At 65.5% G+C, this 26,928-nt stretch carries 32 protein-coding genes and 3 pseudogenes; 22 read left to right on the forward strand and 13 right to left on the reverse strand.

Annotation, left to right across the window (positions count from 1 at the left end):
- Positions 1-303: pseudogene (locus tag AB0J91_RS25665) on the reverse strand (hypothetical protein); the annotation flags it as partial.
- 486 nt (positions 304-789) lie between these two features.
- Between AB0J91_RS25665 and AB0J91_RS25670 the strand changes: the two are divergent.
- The 4 genes from AB0J91_RS25670 (at position 790) to AB0J91_RS25685 (ending at position 2,666) form a co-directional block, all read left to right on the forward strand.
- Entirely contained in the window at positions 790-1,122 is a 333-nt protein-coding gene (locus tag AB0J91_RS25670) for a hypothetical protein (RefSeq protein WP_363873513.1), read from the forward strand.
- Between the two features lie 200 nt (positions 1,123-1,322).
- Positions 1,323-1,637 carry a hypothetical protein gene (locus AB0J91_RS25675; protein WP_363873516.1) on the forward strand — a complete coding sequence of 105 codons (315 nt, stop codon included), beginning with the start codon at positions 1,323-1,325 and terminating at the stop codon, positions 1,635-1,637.
- Positions 1,638-1,942: 305 nt separating this feature from the next.
- Complete coding sequence (locus tag AB0J91_RS25680; protein WP_363873518.1) at positions 1,943-2,230, forward strand: hypothetical protein; 288 nt, start codon at positions 1,943-1,945, stop codon at positions 2,228-2,230.
- Positions 2,231-2,384: 154 nt separating this feature from the next.
- Positions 2,385-2,666, forward strand: coding sequence for a hypothetical protein (locus AB0J91_RS25685; protein WP_363873520.1), 282 nt, complete (start codon positions 2,385-2,387; stop codon positions 2,664-2,666).
- 154 nt (positions 2,667-2,820) lie between these two features.
- Here AB0J91_RS25685 and AB0J91_RS25690 read toward each other — a convergent pair whose 3' ends face one another.
- Positions 2,821-3,114 carry a hypothetical protein gene (locus AB0J91_RS25690; protein WP_363873522.1) on the reverse strand — a complete coding sequence of 98 codons (294 nt, stop codon included), beginning with the start codon at positions 3,112-3,114 and terminating at the stop codon, positions 2,821-2,823.
- Between the two features lie 611 nt (positions 3,115-3,725).
- On the opposite strand from AB0J91_RS25690, the gene AB0J91_RS25695 reads away from it, so the two are divergent.
- Together AB0J91_RS25695 and AB0J91_RS25700 are read left to right on the forward strand one after the other, a co-directional pair.
- Entirely contained in the window at positions 3,726-4,076 is a 351-nt protein-coding gene (locus tag AB0J91_RS25695; RefSeq protein ID WP_363873524.1) for an SSI family serine proteinase inhibitor, read from the forward strand.
- Positions 4,077-4,549: 473 nt separating this feature from the next.
- Positions 4,550-4,837 carry a hypothetical protein gene (locus AB0J91_RS25700; protein WP_363873526.1) on the forward strand — a complete coding sequence of 96 codons (288 nt, stop codon included), beginning with the start codon at positions 4,550-4,552 and terminating at the stop codon, positions 4,835-4,837.
- A gap of 157 nt (positions 4,838-4,994) precedes the next feature.
- Here the strand turns inward: AB0J91_RS25700 and AB0J91_RS25705 are convergent.
- The 3 genes and pseudogenes from AB0J91_RS25705 to AB0J91_RS25715 all read right to left on the reverse strand — a co-directional run bounded on the left by AB0J91_RS25705 (position 4,995) and on the right by AB0J91_RS25715 (position 8,168).
- A pseudogene (locus tag AB0J91_RS25705) lies at positions 4,995-6,093 on the reverse strand (IS630 family transposase).
- A 339-nt stretch (positions 6,094-6,432) separates the two neighbouring features.
- Positions 6,433-6,906: a hypothetical protein gene (locus tag AB0J91_RS25710; protein ID WP_363873528.1), complete on the reverse strand. Its 474-nt coding sequence runs from the start codon at positions 6,904-6,906 to the stop codon at positions 6,433-6,435.
- Positions 6,906-8,168, reverse strand: a complete 1,263-nt coding sequence (locus tag AB0J91_RS25715) for a hypothetical protein (protein ID WP_363873530.1) — start codon at positions 8,166-8,168, stop codon at positions 6,906-6,908. The genes AB0J91_RS25710 and AB0J91_RS25715 overlap by 1 nt, the downstream gene beginning before the upstream one ends.
- Positions 8,169-8,341: 173 nt before the next feature.
- Between AB0J91_RS25715 and AB0J91_RS25720 the strand changes: the two genes are divergently transcribed.
- The 4 genes from AB0J91_RS25720 to AB0J91_RS25735 all read left to right on the forward strand — a co-directional run bounded on the left by AB0J91_RS25720 (position 8,342) and on the right by AB0J91_RS25735 (position 10,909).
- Positions 8,342-8,776: a hypothetical protein gene (locus AB0J91_RS25720; RefSeq protein ID WP_363873532.1), complete on the forward strand. Its 435-nt coding sequence runs from the start codon at positions 8,342-8,344 to the stop codon at positions 8,774-8,776.
- Positions 8,777-8,910: 134 nt separating this feature from the next.
- The gene (locus AB0J91_RS25725; RefSeq protein WP_363873534.1) at positions 8,911-9,099 is read left to right on the forward strand and encodes a hypothetical protein; all 189 of its coding nucleotides are present in this window, start codon (positions 8,911-8,913) and stop codon (positions 9,097-9,099) included.
- A gap of 147 nt (positions 9,100-9,246) precedes the next feature.
- Positions 9,247-10,341, forward strand: coding sequence for a radical SAM protein (locus AB0J91_RS25730; protein ID WP_363873537.1), 1,095 nt, complete (start codon positions 9,247-9,249; stop codon positions 10,339-10,341).
- 22 nt (positions 10,342-10,363) lie between these two features.
- Positions 10,364-10,909 carry a class IV adenylate cyclase gene (locus AB0J91_RS25735; RefSeq protein ID WP_363873540.1) on the forward strand — a complete coding sequence of 182 codons (546 nt, stop codon included), beginning with the start codon at positions 10,364-10,366 and terminating at the stop codon, positions 10,907-10,909.
- A 10-nt stretch (positions 10,910-10,919) separates the two neighbouring features.
- On the opposite strand, the gene AB0J91_RS25740 is transcribed toward AB0J91_RS25735, so the two are convergent.
- The 3 genes from AB0J91_RS25740 to AB0J91_RS25750 all read right to left on the reverse strand — a co-directional run bounded on the left by AB0J91_RS25740 (position 10,920) and on the right by AB0J91_RS25750 (position 11,734).
- Positions 10,920-11,075, reverse strand: a complete 156-nt coding sequence (locus tag AB0J91_RS25740) for a hypothetical protein (protein ID WP_363873543.1) — start codon at positions 11,073-11,075, stop codon at positions 10,920-10,922.
- 120 nt (positions 11,076-11,195) lie between these two features.
- Entirely contained in the window at positions 11,196-11,456 is a 261-nt protein-coding gene (locus tag AB0J91_RS25745; RefSeq protein WP_363873546.1) for a hypothetical protein, read from the reverse strand.
- Positions 11,453-11,734: a hypothetical protein gene (locus AB0J91_RS25750; protein ID WP_363873549.1), complete on the reverse strand. Its 282-nt coding sequence runs from the start codon at positions 11,732-11,734 to the stop codon at positions 11,453-11,455. The genes AB0J91_RS25745 and AB0J91_RS25750 overlap by 4 nt, the downstream gene beginning before the upstream one ends.
- 17 nt (positions 11,735-11,751) lie before the next feature.
- Here AB0J91_RS25750 and AB0J91_RS25755 point away from each other — a divergent pair, with 17 nt between their 5' ends.
- From AB0J91_RS25755 to AB0J91_RS25770, 4 genes and pseudogenes are all read left to right on the forward strand, one after another.
- Complete coding sequence (locus AB0J91_RS25755; protein ID WP_363873552.1) at positions 11,752-12,228, forward strand: GNAT family N-acetyltransferase; 477 nt, start codon at positions 11,752-11,754, stop codon at positions 12,226-12,228.
- Between the two features lie 218 nt (positions 12,229-12,446).
- A complete protein-coding gene (locus AB0J91_RS25760; protein ID WP_363873697.1) occupies positions 12,447-13,889 on the forward strand; it encodes a transposase in 1,443 nt (480 codons plus the stop codon).
- 158 nt (positions 13,890-14,047) lie between these two features.
- Positions 14,048-14,236, forward strand: a pseudogene (locus tag AB0J91_RS25765) (flap endonuclease); the annotation flags it as partial.
- 4 nt (positions 14,237-14,240) lie between these two features.
- Positions 14,241-14,891 carry a 5'-3' exonuclease H3TH domain-containing protein gene (locus tag AB0J91_RS25770; protein WP_363873555.1) on the forward strand — a complete coding sequence of 217 codons (651 nt, stop codon included), beginning with the start codon at positions 14,241-14,243 and terminating at the stop codon, positions 14,889-14,891.
- Between the two features lie 101 nt (positions 14,892-14,992).
- On the opposite strand, the gene AB0J91_RS25775 is transcribed toward AB0J91_RS25770, so the two are convergent.
- The 4 genes from AB0J91_RS25775 to AB0J91_RS25790 are packed head-to-tail and all read right to left on the reverse strand — an operon-like array spanning position 14,993 to position 18,320.
- A complete protein-coding gene (locus tag AB0J91_RS25775) occupies positions 14,993-16,180 on the reverse strand; it encodes an amidohydrolase family protein (RefSeq protein WP_363873558.1) in 1,188 nt (395 codons plus the stop codon).
- Between the two features lie 26 nt (positions 16,181-16,206).
- A complete protein-coding gene (locus tag AB0J91_RS25780) occupies positions 16,207-17,304 on the reverse strand; it encodes an MAB_1171c family putative transporter (protein WP_363873561.1) in 1,098 nt (365 codons plus the stop codon).
- Complete coding sequence (locus AB0J91_RS25785) at positions 17,301-17,828, reverse strand: hypothetical protein (protein WP_210971841.1); 528 nt, start codon at positions 17,826-17,828, stop codon at positions 17,301-17,303. Before AB0J91_RS25785 ends, AB0J91_RS25780 begins: the two co-directional genes overlap by 4 nt.
- Before the next feature lie 60 nt (positions 17,829-17,888).
- A complete protein-coding gene (locus tag AB0J91_RS25790) occupies positions 17,889-18,320 on the reverse strand; it encodes a helix-turn-helix transcriptional regulator (RefSeq protein WP_363873564.1) in 432 nt (143 codons plus the stop codon).
- 515 nt (positions 18,321-18,835) lie between these two features.
- On the opposite strand from AB0J91_RS25790, the gene AB0J91_RS25795 reads away from it, so the two are divergent.
- On the forward strand, positions 18,836-19,822 hold the full coding sequence (locus AB0J91_RS25795) for a GGDEF domain-containing protein (protein ID WP_363873567.1): 987 nt from the start codon (positions 18,836-18,838) through the stop codon (positions 19,820-19,822).
- 78 nt (positions 19,823-19,900) lie between these two features.
- Here the strand turns inward: AB0J91_RS25795 and AB0J91_RS25800 are convergent, their stop codons facing one another.
- On the reverse strand, positions 19,901-20,560 hold the full coding sequence (locus tag AB0J91_RS25800) for a prepilin peptidase (protein WP_363873570.1): 660 nt from the start codon (positions 20,558-20,560) through the stop codon (positions 19,901-19,903).
- A 24-nt stretch (positions 20,561-20,584) separates the two neighbouring features.
- Here AB0J91_RS25800 and AB0J91_RS25805 point away from each other — a divergent pair, with 24 nt between their 5' ends.
- The 7 genes from AB0J91_RS25805 (at position 20,585) to AB0J91_RS25835 (ending at position 26,918) form a co-directional block, all read left to right on the forward strand.
- Entirely contained in the window at positions 20,585-21,187 is a 603-nt protein-coding gene (locus AB0J91_RS25805) for a hypothetical protein (protein WP_363873573.1), read from the forward strand.
- Positions 21,181-22,209 (forward strand): hypothetical protein, encoded by a 1,029-nt coding sequence (locus AB0J91_RS25810; RefSeq protein WP_363873576.1) that lies wholly within the window; start codon positions 21,181-21,183, stop codon positions 22,207-22,209. The genes AB0J91_RS25805 and AB0J91_RS25810 overlap by 7 nt, the downstream gene beginning before the upstream one ends.
- A gap of 231 nt (positions 22,210-22,440) precedes the next feature.
- Positions 22,441-23,007, forward strand: coding sequence for a hypothetical protein (locus AB0J91_RS25815; protein ID WP_363873579.1), 567 nt, complete (start codon positions 22,441-22,443; stop codon positions 23,005-23,007).
- The gene (locus AB0J91_RS25820) at positions 23,007-23,777 is read left to right on the forward strand and encodes a chromosome partitioning protein (protein ID WP_363873582.1); all 771 of its coding nucleotides are present in this window, start codon (positions 23,007-23,009) and stop codon (positions 23,775-23,777) included. Before AB0J91_RS25815 ends, AB0J91_RS25820 begins: the two co-directional genes overlap by 1 nt.
- Positions 23,777-25,135 carry an ATPase, T2SS/T4P/T4SS family gene (locus tag AB0J91_RS25825; protein WP_363873585.1) on the forward strand — a complete coding sequence of 453 codons (1,359 nt, stop codon included), beginning with the start codon at positions 23,777-23,779 and terminating at the stop codon, positions 25,133-25,135. Before AB0J91_RS25820 ends, AB0J91_RS25825 begins: the two co-directional genes overlap by 1 nt.
- Positions 25,132-26,022: a type II secretion system F family protein gene (locus AB0J91_RS25830; RefSeq protein ID WP_363873588.1), complete on the forward strand. Its 891-nt coding sequence runs from the start codon at positions 25,132-25,134 to the stop codon at positions 26,020-26,022. Before AB0J91_RS25825 ends, AB0J91_RS25830 begins: the two co-directional genes overlap by 4 nt.
- On the forward strand, positions 26,019-26,918 hold the full coding sequence (locus tag AB0J91_RS25835) for a type II secretion system F family protein (protein WP_363873591.1): 900 nt from the start codon (positions 26,019-26,021) through the stop codon (positions 26,916-26,918). Before AB0J91_RS25830 ends, AB0J91_RS25835 begins: the two co-directional genes overlap by 4 nt.
- The last annotated feature ends 10 nt before the right edge of the window (positions 26,919-26,928 follow it).

Below are 26,928 nucleotides of genomic sequence, written 5' to 3' on the forward strand. Positions count from 1 at the left end.
TACTTCGACATTCACACCTGCGCCCCGGTAGGCGCTATCGGCGATGACCCGCACCCCAGCGCGTTCGAGCGCGTCGAGCAGGCCGTGTTCACGGCCCGCGCCATCGCTGGCCACATCGGACATGCACGCCGGGCGATCACGCAGGACGTGCACATGGACAAGCACGCTGGATCCCGGGAAGCTGCCGATATCCTGTATGCCGCGTGCAGAGCTTTCGCGGCTCCCGCAGTGGCCTGGCAGGCAAGTGAGATGGTGCCGCTGATGACCGAGTTCAACCACGTCACCTGGAACGATCTCAACCACTTCCCCGAGGAGGCCGAGCACTGGGCGCGTCAAGACAACGCGGATGGCTGGCGTGGACCAGGGAGTCGAAGGCGTACTCGCCCAGCTCGGCCCCACTGGCTACCGGCCGCTGCGGGTCGGCGATACCCTCTTCTGACGCGCCAGGCCCGGGGTCGTTGATGGGATCCCCCAGTAGCGGTGCATCTTTGACGCGCTGACCAGCACTGACGCCGAAGAACCGAAATTCGGCAGGCCCCCGTACCTGTGAACCCTGCTTGCACGAGCATTACGCCGCGGGCTCTGCAATCGTGGGCATTCTCGAATTATCAGCCCAGCAACGAAATGTCGGCATAATGCGGGCTCGTCCTGCATGCATGTTGAGTGCTTGGTTGACCGGGTTCTGCTGGTCCCAGTTGTTGGGGTCGTAGTTACGTCGGAAGCCGCGGAGTCGGTGGCGGTCCGCGAGGGTTTGGTAGAGGACTTTCATGCGGTGGCCTTCGAGGCCACGTGTCGCGCGTCAGAGACATGTTCATCTCCGGCGGCGAGAACGTGTACCCGGCCGAGGTCGAGAGCGCCATCCTCGAGCATCCCGCCGTCGCCGAGACGGCGGTCGTGGGCGTCCCGGACGAGCGCTGGGGCGAGGTCGGCCGGGCTTTCGTCGTCCGCCATCTAGGCGCCGAGCTGACCAGCGAGGACCTGCGCGACTTCCTCCGTCCCAGACTCGCCAAGTACAAGATCCCGGCGCACGTCGACGTCGTCGACCAGCTGCCGCGCACGGGTTCGGGAAAGGTGCAGAAGTCCCGGCTCCGCAGCATGCCCAGGACACGAAAGGCGTTCTGAACACTTCTCGAACACGCTGCATCGGCTCTCGATTCTCCGATCGGTGAGGGAATTCGCTCTTTCGCGGGCCACGAGGGGCAAAACCCGCGCGCATGCTGAACCGTGAATATCGCCGGCCAGGACAGCTCGCTGAAAATTCCTTCATGAGCGTCTTGATCGGTAATCAATCATTGTAGATGTGAATATGTAGGGAGTTTCAGATGCACACTACGCTGCGTTTGATGGGGGCGACGGTGGCCGCCGCTGGATTGCTGGCAGTCGGTTCCCCTGCGTTCGCCAGTGGGGGCGGCGGTGGCAGCGACGACCCCTCGGTCACCACGGCCGGCGCTACGGGCGGCAACGGCGGTCATGGCGGCAACGGCGGCCTCGGCGTCAACGTGTGCCCGGCCATCGGCCTCCTCGGTGAGGGCAGCGCCGATTGCAGTGCAGGCAACGGTGGCAACGCGAACGGTGGCGACGCCGAAGCCACTGCGGAAGATGACAGCAAGGACGAGAAGAAGGGCTCCAACGGCTGAGTCCTGAACATCGCTCAGATCCTTGTCTGGTGCCGGCCTCCCACGTGGAGTCCGGCACCTTTTTGCGTCCTATGGGGACAGAAGACCCAGCTGAAGGAACCACCACTGATCGACAACCATTCAGGGGTTTGAAACTACCTCTTGGTGTGGCAAGACGGGCGAATCAGGGTGGGGAATGCAAGAGTTCCCGCGTCTGATCAACGAGGCCTCCGCCGGAATACGACATGAACTCGGCGGAAGCCTGATCGGGCGGTACTTGGAGTCGATGGAAGAGGATTAGCAGCATGCGTGCTTGTACGCGCCTGATGGGCGTCGCCGCCGTCGCTGTCGGTGTGCTTGCGATGGGTTCTCCTGCGTTCGCGGACGGGTCGAAGGACAACGACCCGTCGGTCACGACCGCTGCGGCCGAAGGTGGCAACGCCGGTCATGGGGGCAACGGCGGTCTTGGTGTCAACGTCTGCCCTGCGCTCGGCATAGCCGGACCAGGCAAGCCGGAATGTGGTGCCGGCAACGGTGGCAGCGCCGATGGCGGGGACGCCGAGGCCACGGCAGAAGACGACAGCAAGGATCAGGAGAAGAAGTCCAACAGCTGACCGGCTGACGTGCTCTAGCTCGATCCTGCGGTGATACACGTGCTCCCACGGCGACTGGACCTTCGCTGCGCGGAGGTCCAGTCGCCGTGGCGTTGTCGACCCCTTGCGGTTCTGGATGTGACCGATTTTTCGACACTAGAATGGATGTAGGTTGATGCGTACTATTCAGCGGGCTTGCGTGCTGGCTTGTCTTGTCCTGTCGGCGTCGTTCGGCGTCGTCTGCCCGGCGCTCGCCGCCGACGGGCCCGTTGCACATGCGCCCGATCCGTCGTCGATCAATGCGCAAGCCCAGCAAAGTGGCGCCGTTCAAACCAACATCAACGTCTCGCCGGTGAACCAGGTGAGCGTCGGGAGCGATGGCGACCAGGCGGCGCTGAACTGGGCCCATCAGAACAACTCCAACGCTTCCGAGCAGGACGCGCAGGGGGAAGACTGATCACGATCGAAAAACGCCATCCCGCGGCGTGATCATTCGTCGTAGAGACGGCCGCTGCGGCCAAGAATGGATCAGAAGTGGGCTTGGCCCGGCGACTGAGTCGCCGGGCCAAGCGCCGTTTCCTTGACGCCTTCAGCTGATCGAGCGTGTTCGATCAGTCTTTTTGCTCGGCGCCCTGGTTCTGCTCGGTAGCGTTCTCGTTGGCCTGGTTGCTCCAGGTCGCCGCTGCCGGGTCGCCACTGCCCACGCTGAACTGGTAGATCGGCGAGGCGTTCGAGTTGCCCTGCTCGGTAGCGTTCTCCTGGTTCTGCAGCTGCAGCCACTCGGAAGGCTTCGGGGGCTTCCCGTGCCCGTGGTCGCCGCCGCCGGCCAACGCCATGCCGGGGGCGCCGAGCAGCAGCGGCAGGCCTAGAACCGTCGCAGCAACAACGCGCTTCGCATTATGCATGAGAGGAACCTTTCTTAGATCAACATGCGGAAATGATCCCGTGGAAAGTGCCGAGCAACGGAAATCGGATTGCAAATCCATTTCGGGTTTCCCTTGGGATTGCGATGGTCTTGCGGTAGCGAGACCGCCTAGAACATAGCGCGACCGCCTCGGAATGACGCAACTCAAGACCGCCATGCTCACCTCATGCGGTGATGGAATCACGAATGCGCGAAAACGCCTGCGGCGCCTGGTGGAACGGCCTGATGTGGGTTAACCGGCCAGTGCTGCGGGTGTTTTATGATCAGGCGTCTGGGAGGCACTGATCGATGATCTCAATTAATTGGATCATGTTTTGATCGCTAGCCACCGCTGCCCTAATTTCGATCAGTCATGTTGCTGACTTCGAGGCGGTGTGGAACCGCCTGCTGGCGCGTTTAGCGGGTGGGTTAAATATTGCCCGATGAGTCGCTCGGATAGGTGTTCGTTGGTCTTCCGCGCAGGGAATCAATCCCGAAATGCGGTATGACGAATGAGCGTAGTCCCATCCATGATCTAGCAGGAAGGATGACACGTTCATGAATCAAATTCGGTTGGGTCGCCTCATAGGGATCGGCGCCGTCATGGCATCCATGGCACTGCTGCCCGTCGGCGCTTACGCCGGCCCCGACGACAGTTCGCAGAGCACGTTCACCTTGACGGTCACGGAGAATCAGAAACCTCGGCACGTGATCTTGAAGTGTGATCCCACGGGCGGCGATCATCCACGTGCGGCCGCTGCGTGCAAGGAATTGCAGGCTGTCGACGGGCACTTCCAAGACTTGGACGTGCGGTCGAGTTCAACCAAGTCCTGCACCAAGGAACGTCGGTCGGTGAGCGCTTCCGCAGACGGCGTCTGGGAAGATCGCCAGGTGAGCTACCAATTCTCGACCGTCAACCTGTGCCAGCTTCACCGTTCGACCGGTAGCGTGTTTGCGTTCTAAGCGCTCCGGCGCTCGGCGTGACAGCACTAGAAGATCCGCAGACCGCGAGACGCCAACGCTCGGCTCGCGAATGCGGACGCCGAAATGTGAAGCTCACGTCGCTATCGCCTTCCGGTACCGGGCCGCGCTCGGCCAAGGTGGTGCGTGGAGAACGCGGTGAAGTTCCACCTTGGCCGAGCATCCAGTGCGGCGCGTAGCGTGAAGAACCTGAATCCTCGTCAATTCGACGTGTGGACGGCGGCTTTTCGTCATTCGTGCGAACTGAAGGCCTCGTGAGTGATCCATGACCAGCTGGGTGATCGAACTACCTCTTAAGGTGATTTGGCGCGCGAAGTCGAACATCCCAGTGCAAAGGTGATCACGTCTGATCAACAACCACGCCTCGGGCTTCAAGTACCGGGACGGATCGGGCTGATCGGCCAGTCGGGATCAATGAGATCAGAGTACTAGGAATGCGAAATTCTGTCCGTCTTGTGGGCGCAACGATCGCCGCAGCTGGCTTGATGGCCATCGGTTCTCCGGCGTTCGCGGACGAGTCGGAGGACAACGACCCCTCCGTGACCACGGCTGCCGCTGAGGGCGGCAACGGTGGCCATGGCGGTGCCGGCGGCTTCGGCATCAACTTGTGCCCCGCGATTGGCATTCTTGGCGAAGCTCATGCGGAATGCGGTGCCGGCAACGGCGGCAGCGCGGACGACGGCGATGCCGAGGCCACCGCAGAAGATGACAGCAAGGATCAGGACAAGAAGGCCGACAGCTGATCGCTCGGCTGAGCTCTCCCCTGATGTTCAGGTGCTCTCTCAGCTCAAGGCGTGCCGAGCCTCGTCCGCGCGAGGCTCGGCACGCCTTGAGCTTGCTGGTAGCGGAACACCACGCGTAGCTCGCCGCGCTTCCTCGCCGGTCATGACCTCGTTCTCGCTAGTGTCCTGCGTCGGAAATGCGTTGTAGATATCGGGCGAGGGAATCGAGGATCTCTTCGGCGGTCTTCTTCCACACGAAGGGCTTGGGGCTAGAGTTCCAGTGCTGTATCCAGTTGCGGACGTCTTTTTCCAGCGCTGCAACGCTTTTGTGGACTCCGCGACGGGTGAGTTGGTCGGTGAGGTAGCCGAACCAGCGCTCGACCTGGTTGATCCAGGAAGAGCCGGTCGGGGTGAAGTGCACGTGGAAGCGTGGGTGCCGGGCCAGCCATTCGTTGATGATGGGTGTTTTGTGGGTGGCGAGGTTGTCGCAGACCAGGTGCACGTCGAGTTCGGCGGGCACGGTTTTGTCGATGCTGACCAGGAATTTCTTGAACTCGGTGGCGCGGTGGCGGCGGTGCAGTTCGGTGATGACGGTGCCGTCGGCGATGTTGAACGCCGCGAACAGGCTGGTCGTGCCGTGGCGGGCGTAGTCATGGGTGCGGCGCTCGGGCATCCCCGGCATCATCGGCAGCACCGGCTGAGAGCGATTCAACGCTTGCATCTGGGACTTCTCATCCACGCATAACACGACGGCCCGCTCCGGCGGATTGTGGTAGAGGCCAACGACATCCACGACCTTCTCCACGAATAATGGGTCGGTGGAGATCTTGAATCCGTCAATGCGATGGGGGGTTTGAGATCAAACCGCCGCCAGATCCGCCCGATCGTCGATTTCGACAGCCCGGTGCGCTCGGCCATCGAGGCCCGCGACCAGTGCGTGGCATCGGCAGGGGCCTGTTCCAGGGTCAGCTCCACCACCTGCTGCACCTGATCCAGCAGAATCGACGGCGGCCGGCCCGGCCGGGGCTCATCCGCCAGCCCGGACAGGCCGTGCTCGATGAACCGGCACGCCATTTCGCCACCGTCGGCACCGAAACACCCAGCTCCGCAGCCACGTCCGTGTTGAACGCACCGGGTTCCGCGCACGCAAGAACGATCCGGCACCGCAGCGCATACGCCTGCGTCGACGTCGCCGCCCGAGCGCCCCGCACCAACTCCCGGCGCTGCTCCTCGGAGACCTTCAGCTCGGCCTTCTTCGGCCGACCAGACTTGCTCATCCACGAACCCTACAATTACAAAACCAACTTCCGATGCAGGACACTAGCGACTCCGCGATCCGCAACGATCTGGGCGCTGGCCAGACCGCCCAGATCGCGGGAGCCGCTGCATCGACCATGCTGCAGAGCTCCGCGAAACAGGTCACCTGCAGCGTCGTGGATGTCGATCGCACGAGCTTCTGATAGCCACGCCAAACCGGCGCGAACGCCGCTAGGTGAGGTTGGAAGGGAAAGCGCCCGCCAGCCCTCATGGCTGACGGGCGCTTTCGCATGGTCGCCGCGGGTGTGCAGCCCCTCGGACGGACGCCGTGAAATGGGCGGATCGTTCTCGGTCAACTGCTAGTCGCGTTGGGCGCCGGGGGGCCAAATCACGCTCACCGGTAGGCCGCGGTCCTTGGCGGCGTCGACGATGTCGGCTGTGCCGCCGTATCCCCTTGCGGGCTTGCCGTCCCAGACCGCGACGAGGCGATCGGCTCGTTCGAGCATCACCAGGCTGGCGTCCATGTGGGATTGCGAGGTCGATTCCACGTGATCGAGCTGGACGGTTTCGGATGCGCGGGCGATGAGTGCGTCGTAGACCGGGTGATGCTCTTCGGGGAGGCCGTCCCGGTATCGAGTCGCGGGGATGATGACCACGAGTTTCCCGCCGTGGTCCAGCACGGCTTGTGCGAACAGGCTGTCGGCTCCATCGGCGAGGCAGCTCACCCCGACGAGATTGGGGGTGTTGGCGATTTCCTCGCGGAGGGCGGAGTCAACGAGTTGTTCGGTCTCGCTGGGTAGTCCGCGATGTCCTGTGATGGCGAGTCTGGTCATCACTGCTCCCCGTCGTAGAGGCTGATCAACATGTCGTCGAGGTCGTCGACCTCGCGGCTGCGCACAGGCAGCTTGGAACGAAGCGTGCGCACGTTGGAGACGATCCGCTCGGAGCCGTACTGCTTGCCGACCCGCAATGCTTCACCGCCGAGCCTCGCGGCTTCGTCGTGATGGCCTGTGCCCGTCAGTAGCAATGCGTATTCGATCTTGGCGAGGGCCTGCGGCTTGGGCGTGGTGATAGACGGGATGGCGCTGGCGTAGACACTCCGCGCCGCTGACAGGTCGCCCAACTTCGCGAGTGCACTCGACTGGTAGCGGGCGACCTTGGCGGAGGTGAAGGCGAAGACCCACGGCCATTGCGCTTCGCCAGGCTGGCGATCGGCAAGGCGTTCCGCAGTGCGGAGAGCGTCGGTCATCGCGGTCCGATCGCGCAGCGCGCCGTAGGCGACAGCGCGCAGCGAGGCGAGCCATGCCCGAGCTGCGGCCGGACTACGGTTACTGAGCTGGCGTGCCGCCTTGTCGAGCAGCTGCGCACCCTGGTGCGGGTCGCCGATCTCGACGGCAAAGTGTCCCAGGCTGCCGAGCATGTAGGAGACCAGCAGCGGGTTTCGCGCCGCTTCCGCGAACCGGATGCTCTCCTGGTATCGCGTGCGGGCAGCGGCCGTGTCGCCGCGGTCGGCTGCGAGCCACGCCGAGAACCCAGCGACCTCGCTCAGGGCCGCGAAGCCACGGGCGTCGTGCAGCTTGTCTCGCACTACTTGCTTGACCAAGCGCAAATGCCCCTCAGCGGCAGGCGCCAGGTGCTGCGAGGACACCGACGCTTCCATCCGCCGATACGACTCGGTTGGCGCGGCGATCGACGCAACCAGTTCGTCCCCGGCGTCCCCGGCCGCGTTGGCACGGTTAGCTCGGCCCAACGCGACACCGGCCCCTAGCCCCAGGGCCGTTCCGAGGTAGCTCCTTCTATCCACGTCCTCAGTTTTAACCCCGCCGCTGCGGCGCCTAAACCCCAGGTCGAGATCAGAATCGACATCCAGAACGTTCCGAAGTGCCTGCCGATAGTGAGTAGCCGGCCATCGGATGTCCCCGCGTTCCCACTTGCCGATGTGGTTCGCGTCGATCTCCGTGATTTTCTCTGTCAGCCGGTAGACCTCGGCGTTTACCGCCTCCGCGAGCTCTTGGCGCGTCATCGGCTGTCCGGGTGACGACGGCGATCCGAGGCGCTGGCGAGCAGCGCGCAAGGCGTCGTTGTGCTCCGGCACATCAGCTCCTCTGATCAGGTTGCTTTCCGACAGTAACCGAGCGATCACCGAGTGCGGAATCGAACTCTCCCCAAACTCTCCCCTTGCGCTCCCCTCGCAGCTCCCTCCCGGTGCGGGCCGCAGCGACGGAAGCTCGTCGCGTACCTACCGGAGTGACGCGGGGAGCAGGGGAAATGCCGACGTCGACCAGGACGACACCGAGCGAGACCGACGCGCTGTTGTCGGAACTGCGTCGCCAGAACTGGACGCTCTACGTCTTCGGGCCGAAGGCCAGTCCCGAGGTCGTAGCCGCGGTGTTCAGGTGGAAGACCTGTGCTGACGTGGTGATCCTTCGCGGCGAGAACGATGCAACCGCCTATCGCGTGCCGACCATGCTGGGAGCCGACGTGTTCGCGCCCGAGCTGGTGTCGTGGCAGTACCACTCGTCGGCGGTCTGGACTCTTCGCGTCGCTCTGGCGCTCGCGCCGGCGGGTGACGCGCGAGCGCCGATGGCGTTCCTGCGGCCCGATCCGTTGTGCTTCCTGCCTCCCGAACTCGATCGCCCGGTCACAGTGCGGCCGACCTCTCCCAGCGGGGCAACACGACGTCGGGACGAGGCGACCTCGTGATCGGCGGTCCGCCCATGACCACAAGCCACGACGCGACGCGGGATCCCGCCCCGCTGGCGCGCGGCTTCCCCGCGGGGCCGGTGAGGAGCGACACGGGCTGCACCGGCCCCGCACGACTTCAAGGAGAACCGACCATGCCGGCCGTCGCCGACGTGTGGACCGATGACAAGGGCAATGCGCACGAGCGCGAGCCCGACCAGCCGGGCTTTTCCCTGTGCGGCCTGAATGCAGGGACCTCCAACGCTGTGATCTCAGCGCGAGCTTGCCCGGCGTGCGTCGCCGAGCACTTCGCCCGCGAACAGGCCCCGGTGCTGGTGCCTTAGCCCCCGTCTGGCACCAGCACCGGTTTTCAACTGGCCGGGACGGCGCCCCGACGCCCCGACCGCGCCCGGCCAGGGGTGGCTGCAGCGAACCACGAGCGCCCGCTGCAGCCGCCCGTTCCCGTCCGAACGCTCAGAAGGAGACCAATCGTGCATGGGATATCCGATGGCGTACCGACATACGTGAAGCGGGATGCGACGCTACGGGCGAAGATCATCGACGCGTGCGGCATGACGTGCACGTTCTGCCACAACGAAGGAACACCCGTCGCGGCGGACAACCGCCGGCGCGAGGTCGGGAGCTTCACCGGCGGTGGGTCATCGGGGCGTGTCTCGATCTACGCTCGGAGCAACGGGGTGTCGTTCCTTCCCACTTCGATGGCAGCCGACGACGAGTACCTGCACGCGTTGCTGGCGCTTCGATTCACTCTGGGGGTCTGCGAGCTGCATCTCACCGGTGGCGAGCCGACGCTGCACCAGGGGCTGACCAGCCTCATCCGAGTCGCGCGGCGGGCCGGGTATGGCGCGTGCATGACCTCGAACGGGGAACGCGCCGCACAGGTCATCCCGGAGGCTGCACAGGCGGGGCTGGACCGCGTGAACTTCTCCATCTTCGGCACCACCCCGCGAGAACTCGCAGAGGTGCAGCACGCGCGGTTTCAGGACGTGGCGAAAGCCCAACGGAAGATCGATGCCCTACGTGCCGCGATCGATGTGTGCGCGGCCAACGAGGTGCAGGCCAACGCCAACGTGGTCGTGCTGGACGAGAGCCACGTCGACCGTGTCCACCGACTGCTCGACGAGTTCTCGCCGACCCTGTCGGTGCGCCTGCTCAACTCGCTGGACCACGGGCAGCGCTCGCTGGACGCCATCGAGCAGGTGCTGGTCGAGCGGGGAGCGGTACCCGAGGCGCACTACGTCACCGCCGGGGTATCCGGCGCGCGAACCGCCTACCGCATGTCCGACGGCCGCCGGATCATGGTGAAGTGGATCCGGCCCGCCCGGCTCCCGGAGACGTGTGCCGGCTGCAGGTTCAACAACGGCACAGACTGCCAGGAAGGGTTCTATGGCGTCCGGCTGTACCGAGCCCGCGACGGTCGTTGGATGGTGGGGGTCTGCATCCAGCGCATGGACCTGTGCAGGCCGCTGGACGAATTCGCGGACAGCGAGCTGGCTACCGAGATCGTCCAATACCGCGAGGCCGAGTACCGGCGTCTCGCGCTCACTGCCACCCCGGTGAACTGATCACGCACGAAAGGAAATCTCGATGCCGATCGAGCACGAAGCCAAGATCCTCGACATCGACGCCGACACGCTGGAAAAGCAGATCCTCGCAGAGGGCGGGGTCAAGGTCGGGGAAGCACTGCAGCGCCGCTACGTCTTCGACATCACCCCTGGGGACGAGTCGAAGTGGATTCGCCTGCGCGACACCGGCCGCAAGATCACGCTGACGATCAAGGAGATTACCCACGACGGAATCGACGGCACCCGCGAAACCGAGGTCACCGTCGACGACCTGGAAGCGACCAAGGTGCTGCTGGGCAAGCTCGGCTACACGCCGAAGGCCTACCAGGAGAACAAGCGGGTGAGCTTCACCCTCGACGGGGCCGAGATCGAGATCGACACCTGGCCGCGAATCCCGACCTACGCCGAGGTCGAGGCCGAGAGCAAGGACAAGGTCGTCGAGATCGCCGCCCGCCTCGGCTACAGCGAGGAACAGCTCACCGGAGAGAACACCACCAAGGTCTACGCCCACTACGGCATCGACCTCACCACGATCACCGACCTCCGCTTCGACACGCCAACTGCCTGATCCCCGCGGTTCAGAGCTTGGCGTCCTTGCGCGCAGGCGCATCCTCACGCAGGGGGATTGCGTCGGCGGGTAGCCAGCCGACGAGCGGTACCCCGCCGCCGCCACTGCCGCGCCGGACGCTGTATCGGACCTGCGCGATCCACAGCACGATGTAGCGGTATGCCATGGGAACTCCCAAGATTGAGGCTAGGGCGATCCTGGCGAGCTCGCGGAGCTCCGTAGGTGCGCATGCCCCGATCGAGGGGCGAGCCGCACGCCACGACGGGCGTGCGGCGCCAAACCAGCGCTACTCCGTGTCTGGCGAGTAGCTCGGCGGCCGGTTGCTGCCGAGCAGTACGTGGGTGAGCACCGGTGGCAGGTGCGGTTCGAGCCTCCGGATTCCGGCGTAAACCGCGGCGAGCACCAGCGGCACCACGAGCGTCGGCCCGGCGTCACCGAGCCCGTCGACGAGCCGCACGGGGGCGCCTAGCGTGACCAGGTACGCCACGAGGGCGGACCAGGCGGCCGGGACGACCGTGTGCAACCAGGCAGTGAGTTGGTCGGTCATGGGGCGCTCAATGGGTCATCGACATGGAACGTGCCAGCGTCGACGGATTCGCCATCACCACGAACATCGACGTCGGCATCGGCAGCGCGACCGCGTTCGAGACAGCCCAGACACTCCGCTCTTGAACCCGGTTGCCCGTCGCCGTCAGCGGGGGATTCAGCGTCGCAGACCACACGCAGCTGACAAGCGAGAATTGGGACATCCTGATCGTCGGCCGAAGCGTAACCGATGCCGTCGACCCGATCACAGCCGCAGCCCACATCGTCGAACTCGCTCACCAGACCGGAAGGCAAGTATGAAAACCCGGCCCCTCAACCAGCACGACATCCCGGCCGTCATCGACCTGATGGAGCTCGGCACGCCCTTCGTCCGTCCCCGCACGGAGTCCGACTACTGGCTCTACGCCAACCTGTTCTCCAGCACTTGCCCCGTCGCCGTCGACGGTGGCGACCTCGTAGGCGCGGTCATCGCGTTTCGTAGCCAAGACCACCCCCAAGACATCTACGTCCAAGATGTCGTCACCCATCCAGAGCACCGCCGTCGTGGCATCACCACCGCGCTGCTCAAAGCCGTTCGCGACGAGGCCCTCGGTTTCAACTGCACACGGCTGTACCTGACCTCCGAACCCGAGAACACACCCGCCCACCACACCTGGACCCGTCTCGGGTTCACCAACCTCGCCGGTGACCACACCGTCAACGGCGTCTCGGTAATCTCCGATTACAAAGGCCCTGGCAAGCACCGAGCTGTCTACGAACTTCAGCTCGCGTAGGGCGGGCGCCCACGCGTAGGCGACGAAGCCCGTCCATTTCAGCTTCGGGACCCGGCTGACTCTCCGAAGCGGCGGCGGTGATCGTGCCCTCTCTGCAGGAGTCCTTAGCTTGGGTTTTAAGGTTCGGATGGCCGGTGGGGACCCCGGTTGATCATGGATGAAGCCCTTGGTTGATCATTCCTTCTTGCGACAGACGGAAGATCACACCAAGGGCTTCGATGATTAGTGTGCACGACACCGGTGCGGCCGGTGCGCTGGGGGACCTGTCCCGGTTCCGCCACGCGTTCTACCAGTGTCTGGCCGCGCGGGCGGATGTGTTGTTCGAGTTGACCGATGCTGCGCTGTGCGCTGAGGGACCGGTTACCTCTTTGGTCGAGTTGTCGTTGGCGACTGAGCACCGGCGTGGCCATGGCGCGCTGTACGACAGTCTGAACCAGGGCCGGATTGACATTGACCGATTCCGCAATGTTGTTGCTGTCCAACAACTACCGCGCTGCGACGACGGTCGCATCGTGCTGGCCATCGACGTCAGCAACTGGCTGCGACCTGATGCGAACACCAGCCCGGACCGACTGTTCTGCCACACCTACGCACGCGGCAGCGGCCAAGCCCAGATGATTCCCGGATGGCCGTACTCGTTCGTGGCGGCCGTGGAACCCGGCCGCACGTCGTGGACCGCGGTGCTCGACGTCACCCGCGTGCAGCCCGACGACGACCACACCGACTGTGCCGCCGCCCAATTGCGGACGGTCGTGGAGGCGTTGATCACCGCCGGGCACTGGCGTGAGGGAGACCCTGAGATCTGGATCATTGGTGACAGCGGCTACGACGGCCCCCGCCTGGCGTTCCTGCTGGCCGATCTCCCGGTACAGGTGCTGGTCAGATTGCGATCAGACCGCGTGATGGCCTTCCCCGCGCCACCCCGGCGCCCCGGCACCGTGGGGCGCAACGCACGGCACGGAGCGCGGTTCGTGTTCAAAGACCCCCGAACCTGGCCCACGCCACGGCACGACCACCCACACCACGCGCTACGGCACCGCGCACGCCCGCTCGTGGGATCAGTTGCACCCCAAGCTGACCCGCACCGGCGCCTGGGCGCAGCACGACGGTCCGCTCCCGGTCATGGAAGGCACAGTGATCCGGCTACAGGTCGACCGGTTACCCGGCACCGGTACCCCGAAACCGTTATGGCTGTGGCATTCCGCCACCGCGACCATTGCCACGCAGATGGACCGACTATGGCAGATGTTCTTACGTCGCTTCGATCTGGAACATACTTTCCGATTCCTCAAGCAAACTCTCGGTTGGACCACTCCTCGCGTTCGCTCGCCTCAGGCGGCAGATCGATGGACCTGGCTGGTGATCGCGGCCTACACCCAGCTCCGGTTGGCTCGTCACCTCGTGGAGGACCGCCGGCGTCCGTGGGAGAGAAAGACAGTCACACCTGCTCGGTTGTCCCCAGCCCGTGTCCGGCGGGGTTTTCGCCGCGTTCGTCCGACGACCGCATTGCCCGCCAGCGCACCGAAATTCTCCCGGCCTGGTCCCGGGCGCCCAGCAGGATCACGAAACTCTCACCGAGCCCGGCAACACGACCCCGGCAAAGCCGCAAAAACGGACATCAAGGGTTAAACCCCAAGCTTAGGTCGAGACCGCCGGGGTAGTCATCCCGCGTGAACGCGGGGAACACGCTCTGTGGAACTGCCAAGGCCACGCTTGGTGCTCCGGTACGCTGCCGGGACCTGTCCAGGGCTGCGTACTACCGGACGAGGGACTTCCAGCCCACCACAGTCGCCGAGTTGTTTGTAGAGGCGGTGCGGTGATGCCTGCACAAGTCCCATTGTTACTGGTCGACGGCCACAACCTGCTCTGGCGAGCGGCCTTCGGGTTTCCCGCGGAGATCCGCTCTCGGGACAAAACCCGTGACCTCACCGCCCCCTTCGGCTTCTTCGCCCTCCTACGGGTCGCGATCCGAGACGAGCTGCCGACGGCCCCCGAAGTGATCGTGGTCTTCGATGGTGAGCACGGCTCAGCCGAACGACAGAACTCCCATGCCGCCTACAAGGCCAAGGGCGCTCGACGACGGTGCGCGGCAGGCACTGCAAGCGATCCCCGTAGTCCAGCGTGGACTCAACCTATGCGGCATCCCTTGGGTCGAGGTCGAGACCGCCGAAGCCGACGACGTCATCGCCACCCTCATCAAACACGCGCGTGACCGATCCGCGTGGATCTTCTCCACCGACCGCGATTACTACCAGCTGCTCGATGAGCAGGTCCGCGTGCTCAACACGGCGATGCACCCCGGCAAGAGGCACATCGGCCCCAAAGACGTAGCCGGCCGCTACGGCGTTAGTCCAGCGCAATGGCCTTGCTTCTGCGCGCTGAAAGGCGACCCCGCCGACAATATCCCCGGCGTCCGCGGCATCGGCGCAGCCACCGCCGCCCGGCTGCTCGACGGAGGATGCAGCCTTGACGACCTGTTGGCCTCCGGCCGGCTCACCGGCGCCAAGGGGATGCGCGTCCAGCAGCAGTGGCAGCAGGTGCTCGCATGGCGCGACCTCGTACGAATGCGCACCAACCTGCCGCTGCCGATAACACCCACTGGCGATCCCAGCCCCGAGTTGCCCAAACCCGCCGAGGTGATCCAGAAGATGGAGCTTTGGTGACAGCCCAAACGAAGCTTGCGATTCTGCTTTCGTTGAGGAGGTTTCAACCCTAGCTCGAATGCAAAGGACAGACAGCCGACCGTTCTGTAGGACAGTGGCCGCTACACGTCGGCTATTAGTTCTCCACGTGCGATCACCAATCGTGGTTTGCTCAGCGGAGCAAGATCTGTACGCGGATCACCCTCAACTGCGATGAGATCAGCGCTGTAGCCGGAAGCGATGCTGCCGACGTCGTTCAGGCCCAATGCCTCTGCAGCTGTCGTTGTGGCCATTTCGATGATCTCGTCTCGGGAGAACCCGAGGTACTCGTAGAGTCCGAGCGCTTCGGCGTAGCCGGTGAAGCTCGACCCGCGTAGACCCGCGTCCGTGCCGGGGATCATGGGTACACCGAGGTCGCGCATCCAGCGGACGCGACTGACGATCTGTTTGGCTCGGTCTGGGCCGAGCCGGTCGAGGAAGGCGCGCCAGTGCGGTGGCCAGGCGAGGCACGCGTGGATTCCGCGTTCTGCCATGGTCTTGGCGACGTCGTCACGGGTGTCGTACCCACCGCCGCCAGTCATCCACGTGCAGTGCTCGACGGTGCTGACGCCGGCATCGACTGCCTCAGCGATGGCTTCGGTGCCGTGTGCGTGGGCGGCGACCGGCAGCCCTGCGCTTCTGGCTTCCGAGACCGCGAGGTGAAGTTGTTCTCCGGTGAACTGCGAGGCCCACATCGGCGGCGATGTCGGCGTGATCTGTCCGCCCGATGCCATGATCTTGATCAGGTCTGCGCCGCGGTCGGCGGAGTCACGGATACGTGCTCGGATGTCGTCCTCGCCGTCGACCTCGCCTCCGAAGAAGTGGCAATGCCCGTTCGGTGGCGTAAGAGGGGCGCCGGCGGCGAGGATGCGGGGACCGGCGAGGGCGCCGTGTTCGATGGCGTTGCGCAGGTGGAAGACGAGACCGTTGCGGTCGCCGAGGTCGCGCAATGTCGTGACGCCGCTTCGCGCGGCTGCCTGGGCTCTGCCGGCCATGGCTAGCAGAAGGTCGGTGTCGTCGGAGTCGAGGTAGTGCTGCAGCGGCTCGCTGCTGGCGTCTAGGGCGAGGTGCACGTGGCAATTGATCAAGCCCGGTAGCACGGTGTGCCCGGCGTATTCGTGCAAGACGGCTTCGTTGGAGGCTTGTCGGCTGACGTCGTCGCGGTGCCCGGTGGCCACGATCCGGTCGTCGTCGACGAGTACTGCACCTTTGGGCACGGTTTGACCTGCTCGTCCGGTGAGGATGGTGTCCGCAGTGATCAATCGCTGCACTTACGTGCCTCCGTTAGGGTTTCGGTTCAGAGTGCGCGGGCCAGTGCCAAGAGCTCCTCAACTTCTCCGTCGACCTCGCTCGTGCTGGCGCCGGTAGGTGCCGCCACGAGGATCGCTGACCTCGTACTCGGAGTTTCACCTGCAAGTTGACGTTGAATGGCGAACTTGACTGTCTCGGCCTGCTCGTGTGCGGGACGCTCAGTGTCGTATCCGGCGTCAGCTAGGTGTGGGCTGAGCTGGACCATCCCGTCGCGAATTTCGACTACGCGGCGCCAGAAGCGACGATGCAAGCGCACCGGAACGATTTCGTCGCGATCATTGCGTCTGCTTGCTTCGAGTTCGTCGTTCGGAAAGGCAGCGTGAAGGCACTGCCACAGCGGCCGGAGGGCATGGAACTGTCGGCGCCGTCGTAGCCAGAGTCGGGCGGCTGCCCAACGCGCAGAAAGCCCGACAAAGCAGACGCCGAGAACGAAGGCCAGGATCCCCAGGGGGACCAGCAAGTTCACAGCGGTTTCGAGCTGAGACGGTACGTCGCCACCCACCCAGCGGACCATGACGAAGATCCCTCGGATCGCCGCGGCTACGGCCAAGCACGAGAAGCCCGCTGCTGCAACGCGGAACCCCCACCGGGCGCGTGGTGCCGACTCGGCTGCGTACTGGATGGCCCAGTACGCCGTTCGACTTGCGGCATATGCGAAGTAAAGCGAGCCGGCGAGGTAGAAGACGGCCACGCCGTGCGCGGTCATATCGGCGGGTAGCCGCCCTGTCTGCGAAAAGACGGTCTCGCGTACCGGTGCAGGTGTCGCCAGCATGGCCACAGTCATCACGACCGATGTGCCGGCGAGTACGACGGCCTCGCCCCAGGCTTTGCGTACCGCCCCGTGTCTCACTGCTGAGAACAGGAAGAACAACATCAGGCAGAACCACGAGCCGTTGAGCGCGAGGTTGTAGATCAGTTTGCTCAGGCTTTCCGAGAAGATGTCGCTGAGCCCAATTAGCGTTCCGAACACGCGGAGCAAGATCCAGGCAACGACGGCGCGCAAAGCAAGGTCGCTGGGTTCGCGGAGTAACCGGTAGGTGAACCATCCCAACGCCAGCAACAGGGCAACGGTCACGGGGCTCATAGCCAGTCCTGCCGATCGCCGAGGGAGTGCTGCGCTCGGCGTGCGCGCGGCGATCCTCCCGGACTGGTGACTGCACTGACGACTGCAGCGCGTTCGAGTAGGAGAGTCGCGACCGTTTCAGCGTCGCGTTCCTGATCGGTGTCGTAGTGCGTCCGGCGAAGTGCCCGGCGAAGGAGATCCGGCGGGACATCCGGCAGTAGTTCTGCCCACACCGCGTCGTCGCCGTCGTCGGAGCTGTGTCCTGCGAGTAGATGTCCCAGCTCGTGCGCGATGATGTGCTGCTGATGCAGCACTGTCGTTTCCCGCTGATAGAGGATGTAGTCAGCACTGCTGGTCCGCAGCCACAACCCAAAGGGGCCAGGGACTTCGAGGGGAAGAGCAAGGAGCCGGATTGTCAGGCCACGGTGGGCGCCGAGCCTCTGACACACCTCCGCCATGTCGATCGGATGGCTGATGTCCAGAGCGGATAGCTCCGCGCGTAGCTGCCGACGAAGCCTCCGTTCCCTCCTTTTCGGAGTGAACATGTCCTCACCTCCGATCGTTGGACCAACCATGACGGCAGTCAACACACGTGCGCTAGCGATTCACTCGGACGTGTGTTCCTCGTCCTTGGTGCGGTGTTCTTCGAACTCCATGTACCGCAGCACGTTCCGCAAGCCCTCCGGCGTCAGGTTCTTAGCTCGGAAGGCCAGTTCCCGTACGTTGCTGTCCCCCAGCTTTGCCAGGAGCTCGTACTGGGCATTGAGTTCCTCGCCTCGTGGGGTGTTGGAGAAGTAGTCCAGCGGCACACCGAAGAACTCAGCGAGCGCTTCAACAACCGCGTACCCAGGCTCGCTTTCCCCCTTGAGCAGCTGGTAGAGGTACGCGCGGGAGATCTTGCGGCCCCGCTGCGTCAGCGCCTCGGCGACTTCCCGAGGCGTGTATGTGTCGCCGGATTCGGATCGAACGCTATCGAAGAGGCGACGCAATTTGATCGCAAACGTCTCCTGCCGCGATTCGCCGCCCTCAGCCTCCATGATCACACCTCCTCCGAGCAGTAACGGGTCCACCATAACGGAACGCCGAGGTCTTTGCGCAATCGTCAGTCTGTTCTAGTTGACGACGATTCTGCCGGTGTTTACATTCGAGCCAGCGAGTCCACTGTAACGGACTTGAGGCGGTTCCGTACCGCTGATCTGGGGAAACAAGATCCGCGATGACCCTTCTGTCCCGCTCGGGCACCCCAGAGCACTTCCAATATCAATTTCCGTCGGGGGGCGGTATGCGAAATGTGACCACGGGAGATACGGAACTTTCTAGGGCAGGAAAGCGTTGCTCGACATCCACTATCCGGAGCTCGCTTTCCGAGCGAAGCGATCATTTGTTGACACGGATTGTCAACCTGTCAACTCTGGCCTTTCACGCCCTCCTGGTCCCACAGTGGACATACCAGCAGCGAAGAACCGGCTTTGCTCCCCGTAGGAACGAAACCTGTTGGGAGTTATCCGTCTTGAACAGCCAGGTGGTTCATACACGTCGTCAGGAGGACGTCATGGTCATCGAAGGTCCGAAGCCCTGCCCACTGTGCCAGCATCGTGCGTTGGACAAACTCACCGGCCTGGCCGACCGCTGGGGGTGGGAGTCGAAAGCTCCGGAGCTGCTGCGAGAGGCCCGTCAGGCCGCGCTGTTGCTGATCGACCTCGACCGGTTCAAGCAGATCAACGATGTGTGGGGGCATCAAGCGGGCGACCACGCCCTGGTCAGGACAGCTCAGCTCATTCGTGACGCTGTCGACGAGGACGCGCTCGTCGGCCGGTACGGCAGCTATGGCGGTGACGAGTTCCTTGTGTTGCTACCGACCGGCAGCGATCACGCGGTACAGGTTGCGGAGACGATCCGCTCCGGGGTACGGGCCATGGTGGCGGCCGTGACCTCGACGTCAGGTGAGCCTGCGACGTTGGCAGGAATGACGGTTTCGGTGGGCGTGGCAGTACGTGGCCCTACCGACGGATGGGATTTGCCTAGTCTGATCTCGTCGGCTGACGGTGCCTTGCAGCAGGCCAAGCGCACTGGGCGAGACCGGGTGTGTGTCGCCAACCAGGCCGCGGCTGCTCACACGAGTTCGCTTCGGGTCCCTGCGGCACGGTCGCACTCCGTCGCGCCAGAGGGGCGAGAGAAACAGCTGGTCGAAGTCTGTCGCGTGATGCGCGGGCGTTGGACGCCGGATGTGCTCATGGCGCTGTGGTCAGGACCGCACTGCTACGAAGAGCTCCTCGACCGCCTTCGCAACGCCTCCACTTCGGACGGTATGCGCGGGCGTGATCACCGCATACCGGCGAGCACCCTCGTTCGCACGCTTCGTCGCCTCGACCGCAGCGGCCTGATCCAGTGCACCGGGGCAGGGCGCGCGGCGTCCTACGAACTCAGTCCCTTGGCCCACGAGTTGGCGGCTGCCGTTGCTCCCTATGGCTCGTTGTCGAGCCAGCAGCGTGTGCACCCCTCGGAGCGTGCCGAACGCCCCTTGGTACAGGCCGGCTGAACACGACCTGCTCACCACACTCCAGCAATTCCCTCAGGTCATCTCCCGAATCTTGGAGGTCTCATGCCACGCCGTGGATCAGCCGGTCATGACACCGTCGTCGCCGGCGATCAGCAGCACGACAATGTTCGCCCCGATGAGGCACGGTCCCAACGGCACAGTCGAGAGCGGTCGATTGACCGTGCGCAGTCCGAGATGGATCAGTGCCGCGGCGAGCCAGGCCACCAACAATCCGCTGAACAACGCTGGCCAGCTGAACCAGGCAAGTACGGCTGCCCACGGCGCGGCCAGTTTGACGTCTCCGCCACCGAAGCCGCTGGGGGCCAGTACGTAGATCAGCGCGAAGAACACGAGGCATCCTGCCGCTCCCGCGCCGGCTCGCAACAACGGCTGCAGATCAGCGGTGAGCAGTGCGCCTGCCACAACAGCGCTGACGACCAGCGCGGCCAGGATCGCGATCAGGCGGTTGGGCAATCGCTGGGTGAGGGCGTCTTCCCAAGCCAGGGGGACCGCTGCGACAGCGAAGGCCACAGCCACGGTGATGTTGACTGGGTCGTGGAGTCTCCAGACCAGCAACCAGAGCATGACGAGGGCGATCGCGAACTGACCGGTGACCCGTCCTCGGCGAATGCGCTGCTGCGTTGGCGGCATTCCGGCCAAGCTGATGAGCACACTGAGGCCTGCCCACAGCAGAGCGACCAGCGCGGCGTGGAGCACGATGTCCCCCTCATCGACCATGGCTCCGGACGTGATCGAGCGTCGATGGTGCTGGTGTCGCCTGCAACTGCAGCACGCTGGCAAGACCGCCGGATACCTCGTGGGGTCGGCATTGTCTCCGTCGCCACGGTCGTTCTGCTCCCACTGATGGCGGGCTGCGAGCACGCGGCGGATGCGCCTGCTCCTGCAACCGATGAGGTCGTGTCTCCCCCGGCCACGACCTCATCGCCCGCCGATCTCGCCGCTGCCCGAGCACGGGAGGTCTACCTGCAGATGTGGCAGGCCATGGCACGGGCCGCGGAAACCTCGGATTGGCGGTCGCCCGCGCTGGCCGAGTATGCGACGGGCGATGCGCTGACCACGCTGAGCCGCAGCTTGTATGCCGACCATGTCAACAAGCTCGTGACGCGCGGGCGTCCGGCGAACCACCCAACGGTGTCCTCCCTCGAGCCGCCCGGTGATCCGCGCACCGTGATGCTCTCCGACTGCGGAGATTCAGCGCAGTGGCTCAAGTACCGGAGCGGTACTGATCAGCTGGCTGACGAGACCGGCGGTGGACGGCGATCCATCACCGCCAAGGTGGTCACGCAGCCTGATGGCAGCTGGCGGGTGTCCCGGTTTTCGGTGCAGGGGGTGGGGACATGTTAGGCAGGACCACCCTGGTCACCACCGCGGTCTCCGCATGCCTGATCGCCGGTGCAGGCACGGCGCTGGCAGGTGACGGATGGGGCAATGTCGAGTGTGGCCAGACCGACTACACCGGCTGCCAGCTCGGCGCCGGAAGCGGCGGTGAACCCAGTGCCCCGTCGAAACCGAACCAGCCTGGTTCCGGCAGCGGATCCGAGGACGACGGTGGCGAATCTTCGCAGGACTCGCCTCCGAAGCCTCCGCAAGGCGACGTGATCGCTGGGGATCGGCCTCCGCTGGCCGACTGCCACTACGTTCCCAGCGATTACCAACCACCGAGCCAGGGCACGACGCCCATCTCCTTCGAGGACTCGGGCGGCGGTGCGGTCACCGTCAGGCCAGCCGTGCACCGCTCCCGCATCGCCCCGGCGTCACCACGACCGGCGCAGCAGCAGCCGCGACCGTCGGGACAGTGGTACGTGTTTCAGTGCTCCGGTGCAGGGTGGGCTGATGGGCTTTACCGGCCCCCGGTGTGGATTCCCGATGGTCAGCAGCCGGGTCCGTCCCCGGAACAGCTCGCGCACCAGGCATACAGCCAGTTGCGGTTGCCCTCCCCGCAGATCCAGGCATCTCCTGCCGAAACGCAGCTGGTTCAGTTGCCGACGTGGCTGTGGCTGGAGCGCGGGCAGTGGCAGCCCCAGACCGCCACAGCCTCGGTGCCGGGCGTCTCGGTGACGGCGACCGCCTCCCCGAGCTCGGTGCGGTGGTCGATGGGTGACGGCTCAACGGTGAGCTGTCCAGGTCCGGGAACACCGTTCCCACCAGGCACCGATCCCCGCGCCACCTCGCCGGACTGTGGCCACACCTACCGGCAGAGTTCCGAGGCGCATCAGAGCCACGCGTATCCGATCGAGGCAACGGTGACGTGGACGGTCACCTGGTCCGGCCCAACCGGAGGCGGGACACTGCCGGACCTCATTACCACGTCTACCGCGTCCTTCGAGGTGGCCGAGTCACAAGCGTTGAACAACGCTCCCAATTAGCAACAGAACATCCACTATAGACAACCAAAAATTCGAAACTACCTATTTTCGCCCCGTTCTGCGGAATTGGGGTGCAGGTACCGGCATGTTTGGAGACGCCTTATGGCTACTTCTACTGCGACGTCCTCCGAGACACAGAGCCCGTCGCGATCCTGGGCCGGACGCAGACCCGGGGACACCTCCCGCCTGGCCCACGGCCCCCGGCGGCGTGTGCCTTACCTGGTGCTCGGTGTGTTGCTGGTCGTGATCTGTGTGGCGGGGTCGGTGATCACTGTGCTGCAGGTGGGCAAACGGGAACCGGTGCTGAGCCTGGCGCATCCGGTGCAGGTCGGCCAGGTCCTGGCTCCGTCGGATCTGCGGGAGGTCACCGTGTCCGCGGATTCTGGGGCCGATCTCGTGTTGGCGAGCCAGTCCTCCAGCGTGCTGGGGCGTCCGATGGCGTATGCGCTGCCCGCGGGCACGTTTCTGTCTCGTGCTGCTCTCGGGCGCCCGCAGGTGCCTGCGGCGGGGCAGGCGATTGTGGCGGTGGCGGCCAAGCCCGGGCAGATGCCGCCGCAGATGTCACGCGGGACCGCGGTGTCGGTGATCGTCTCTCCTGGTTCGCAGGGCAGCGGTTCGTCTTCGCAGGGTGTGGTCTCTGGTGGTCCGTGGCCGGCGGTGGTGGTCGGTGTTGAGGGTTCGGGCAGTGATCAATCGACGGTGGTGTCGCTGCAGTTGCCGTCTGCCAGTGCGCGGCAGGTCGCAGCACGGCCACCCGGTGACTTGTCGCTGGTCGCGGTCGCGACGGGGGGTCAGTGATGTTGATCGGACTGTGCTCTGTGAAGGGCTCGCCTGGCGTGACGACCGCGGCGTTGGCGATGGCCGCGCGGTGGCCTGTCGGCGAGGCGAGCGTGCTGGAGGCCGATCCGTCTGGCGGTGATCTCAGTGCCCGGTTCTGCCTGCCGACCTCGCCAGGGCTGGTGTCGCTGGCCGCGGCAGCCCGACGCCAGACCGCGGAAGACGTAGTGGCCGACCACGTCCAGCGGTTGACCGGGGGGCTGCCGGTCGTGGTGGGCCCGGTGGCTGCGGAACAGGCACGCGCGGCGCTGTCAGCTTTGACCTCGCGTGGCCGTCAGGTGTTGCAGGCTGCCGCCGGTGCACCGGACTCGACGGTGTTGGTGGATGCGGGACGGTTGGAGCCGTCCTCGCCTGCGTTGCCGCTGGTGCGCGGTGCCGATGCTCTGGTGGTCATGGCACGTCCGCGCGCCGACGAGCTCTCGCACCTGGCATCGCTGCTCAAGCCGATGGCGACCTGGGCTCGCACGCCGGGGTTGGTGCTCATCGGCGAGGGCTACAGCAACCAGGACACCGAACGAGAGCTGGGGGTCCCCGTCATGGCCAGACTCCCCCACGACCGTTCGGGCGCGTCGATGCTGTGCGGTTACCCGCGGGGCCGCACACCGGATCGCTCCGCACTGGGGCAGGCCTGTGCCCGGCTTGCCCGCACGGTGATCGACCACATCCAGGCCCACCGCACCGGCGATGCCCAGGCCGCGGTGCGGGCCACGACCAACGGGCAGGTGTTGTGATGACCAGCGCAGAGCACGACACCGTGCACGAAACCCACCCCGCGGCTTCGGCATTGCGGGCCCGGGTGCGCACCGCGGTCTCGGAAGGACTGGCCGAACGCATCCGGCACGACGAACAAGCCGGACGCCCAGCACCAGACCAGGCAGCCCGGCGCAGTCTGGCCGAACAACTGGCTACTGAGGCCGCAGACGCCTACGCCCACGAGGAGCTGACCCGTCCGAGCGGGGCCGGGCTGGTGCCCGACGAGGTCGAACGCCACGTGGTCGCCTCGGTGCTGGACGAGGTGTTCGGCATGGGCGGCCTGCAGCCGCTGCTGGCCAACCCTGAGGTCGAAAACATCAACGTCAACGGCGCCGATCGTGTCTTCGTGCGCTACGCCGACGGGCGACGGGCCCAGCTGCCGCCGGTCGCCGACTCCGACGAGGAACTGATCGGCCTGGTGCGCTCGCTTGCCGCACGGTCCGGGGTGGAGGAGCGCCGGTTTGACCGGGGCTCGCCCGGGGTGAACGTGGAGCTGCCGGACGGGTCGCGGATGTTCGCGGTCATGGCCGTGACCGGCCGGCCCTCGGTGTCCATCCGCCGGCACCGGTTCCAACAGGTCACCCTCGCCCAGCTCCGCTCGCTGGGCACGATCGATGCCGGGCTGGAGGCGCTGCTGGCCGCGATGGTGCGCGCCCGGTTCAACGTGCTCGTCGTCGGTGGCACCGCGATCGGGAAAACGACGATGCTCCGCGGGTTGGCCTCGGCGATTCCGCCAGCTGAGCGGCTGATCACCATCGAGGACAACTTCGAACTCGGCCTGGACCGCGACCCGGCCCACCCGGATGTGATCGCGATGCAGGCCCGCGAAGCCAACGTCGAGGGCGAGGGGGCGATCTCGCAGGCCGAGCTGGTGCGGTGGGCGCTGCGCATGTCCCCGGACCGGGTCATCGTCGGCGAGGTCCGCGGCGCCGAACTCGTGCCCATGGCCAACGCGATGTCCCAGGGCAACGACGGCTCGATGGCCACCCTGCACGCCTCCACCTCCCGCGGGGCGTTCACCAAACTGGCCACCTACGCCGCCCAAAGCCCCGAACGGCTCGGGCTGGAGGCGACCAACCTGCTGGTGGCCTCCGCGTTGCACTTCGTAGTGCACCTGACCGAAGCCCGCGACGACAAGACCCGGGTGGTCTCCTCGATCCGCGAAGTCATCGACGCCGACGACACACAAATCATCTCCAACGAGGTCTACCGCCCCGATCCCACCGGCCGCGCGGTCCCCGGAGTGCCGCTGCGCACCGAAACGGTGGAGCGGCTCGCCGAGGCCGACTTCGACGCGGGCGTGCTGGAGCGCGGCGAAGGGTGGTGGCGGCCATGACCACCCCTGCCCTCCTTGCGGCGCTATGTGGGCTCGGCATGGCGCTGGGAGCGCTGCTGCTCATCGGCGGTCTCCGCGGGCACATCCCCGCCTCGACCACCACGCCGTCGCGATGGCGAGAACGCGTTCGTCACCTCCGGGATGGGCCCTCGGCGCGACGCCCGGTGATCAGCCTTGCCGCTGGCGTGCTGAGTGTCCTTGTCACGGGCTGGGTGATCGGGGGCGTGCTCACCGCCGCGGCCGTGTGGTCGCTGCCGCAGGTGCTGGGACGCGACACCGAGCAGGCCCACCGCCTCGCCCGAATCGAAGCGATCGCGGCCTGGACCGAGATGCTGCGCGACACCCTTTCTGCGGCAGCAGGTTTGGAACAAGCGATCCAAGCAACCGCCGAGACCGCACCAGCCGCGATCCGCGACGACGTCCGCGAGCTGGCGATGCGCATCGAGCGGGGCGACAAGCTCCCTGACGCGCTCGCGGCCCTGGCTTCCGACCTGTCAGACCCAACGGGAGATCTGGTGGTCTCCGCATTGGTGCTGGCGTGTCAGCGCCAGGCCCGCCAGCTCGCCGATCTTCTCGGCGAGCTAGCGATCGAAGCCCGCGAACAGGTATCCATGCGGCTGCGCGTCGAAGCCGGCCGAGCACGCACCCGCACCAGCGTCCGCGTCATCGTGGCGACCACTCTGCTCTTCGCGGCCGGTCTCGTCCTCCTCAACCGCGGTTACCTCGACCCCTACGACGGCACATTCGGGCAGACCATGCTCCTGGCCGTCGGGGCACTGTTCGCCGTCGCATTCGCCTGGCTGGCTCGCATCGCCCGCATGCAAGAGCCCGAACGCTTCCTCACCCGCCCCACTGCTGCTGGGGCACGCACGGAGGTGCCCTCGTGATCACCACCATCGTTGTTCTGGCCGCCGGATTCGGCGTTGGTGTCTGGGCGCTGGTGGTGTGGCTTCTGCCTCCGGTGCCGTCGCTGGCCAGCGCTCTGGCCGCCAGCCGCGCACCGCAACCGCGCAAGCCCACGATCACCGACACCGACGCTGGTGGGTGGGCTGCCCGGTGGGGCCGCCCCGCGGTGCGCCCCTTGGCCGCACTGGGCCTACCCAGCGCCCGCCAGCAGCGTGATCTGCTCGTGCTCGGACGGGCACCCGAAGCGCTCTTGGCGGAAAAGGGTGTGCTCGCTGTCGCGGGTGTGCTGCTGCCCAATCTGCTCCCACTGCTGCTGTGGGCCCTCGGCGTGACCCTGCCCTGGCAGGTTCCCGCCGTGGCAGGTCTCGCCTGTGCGATCGGCGGGTTCGTCCTTCCTGACCTGGATCTGCGGCACCAAGCCCAGCGCAAGCGCACCGCGTTTCGCCACGCGCTCGGTGCCTACCTGAACCTCGTGCGGGTGTCTCTGGCCGGGGGCGCCGGGGTCGACGGCGCGCTCACCGACGTCGCCGAGATCGGCCAAGGATGGGCCTTCGCCCGGATCCGTCGTGCGCTGACCACAGCACGTATCACCCGGGCGACGCCGTGGGAGACGTTGCGCCAACTCGGCGAGGAGCTGGAGGTGCGCGAACTGATCGAGCTGTCGTCCTCGGTGTCACTGGCCGGAACCGAAGGCGCGAAAGTGCGCGCCTCCCTGGCAGCCAAGGCCGCTGCCATGCGCACCCACGAACTCACCGAAGCCGAAGCTGAGGCACAAGCCGCCACCGAGCGGATGTCGCTGCCGGTGATCTGCCTGTTCGCGGGGTTCTTGCTATTCATCGCCTATCCAGCCGTGGCCACCGTGCTCGGCTCCCTGTGAATCACGAAAA

Source organism: Saccharopolyspora sp. NPDC049357 (assembly GCF_040677225.1).
GTDB lineage: Bacteria > Actinomycetota > Actinomycetes > Mycobacteriales > Pseudonocardiaceae > Saccharopolyspora.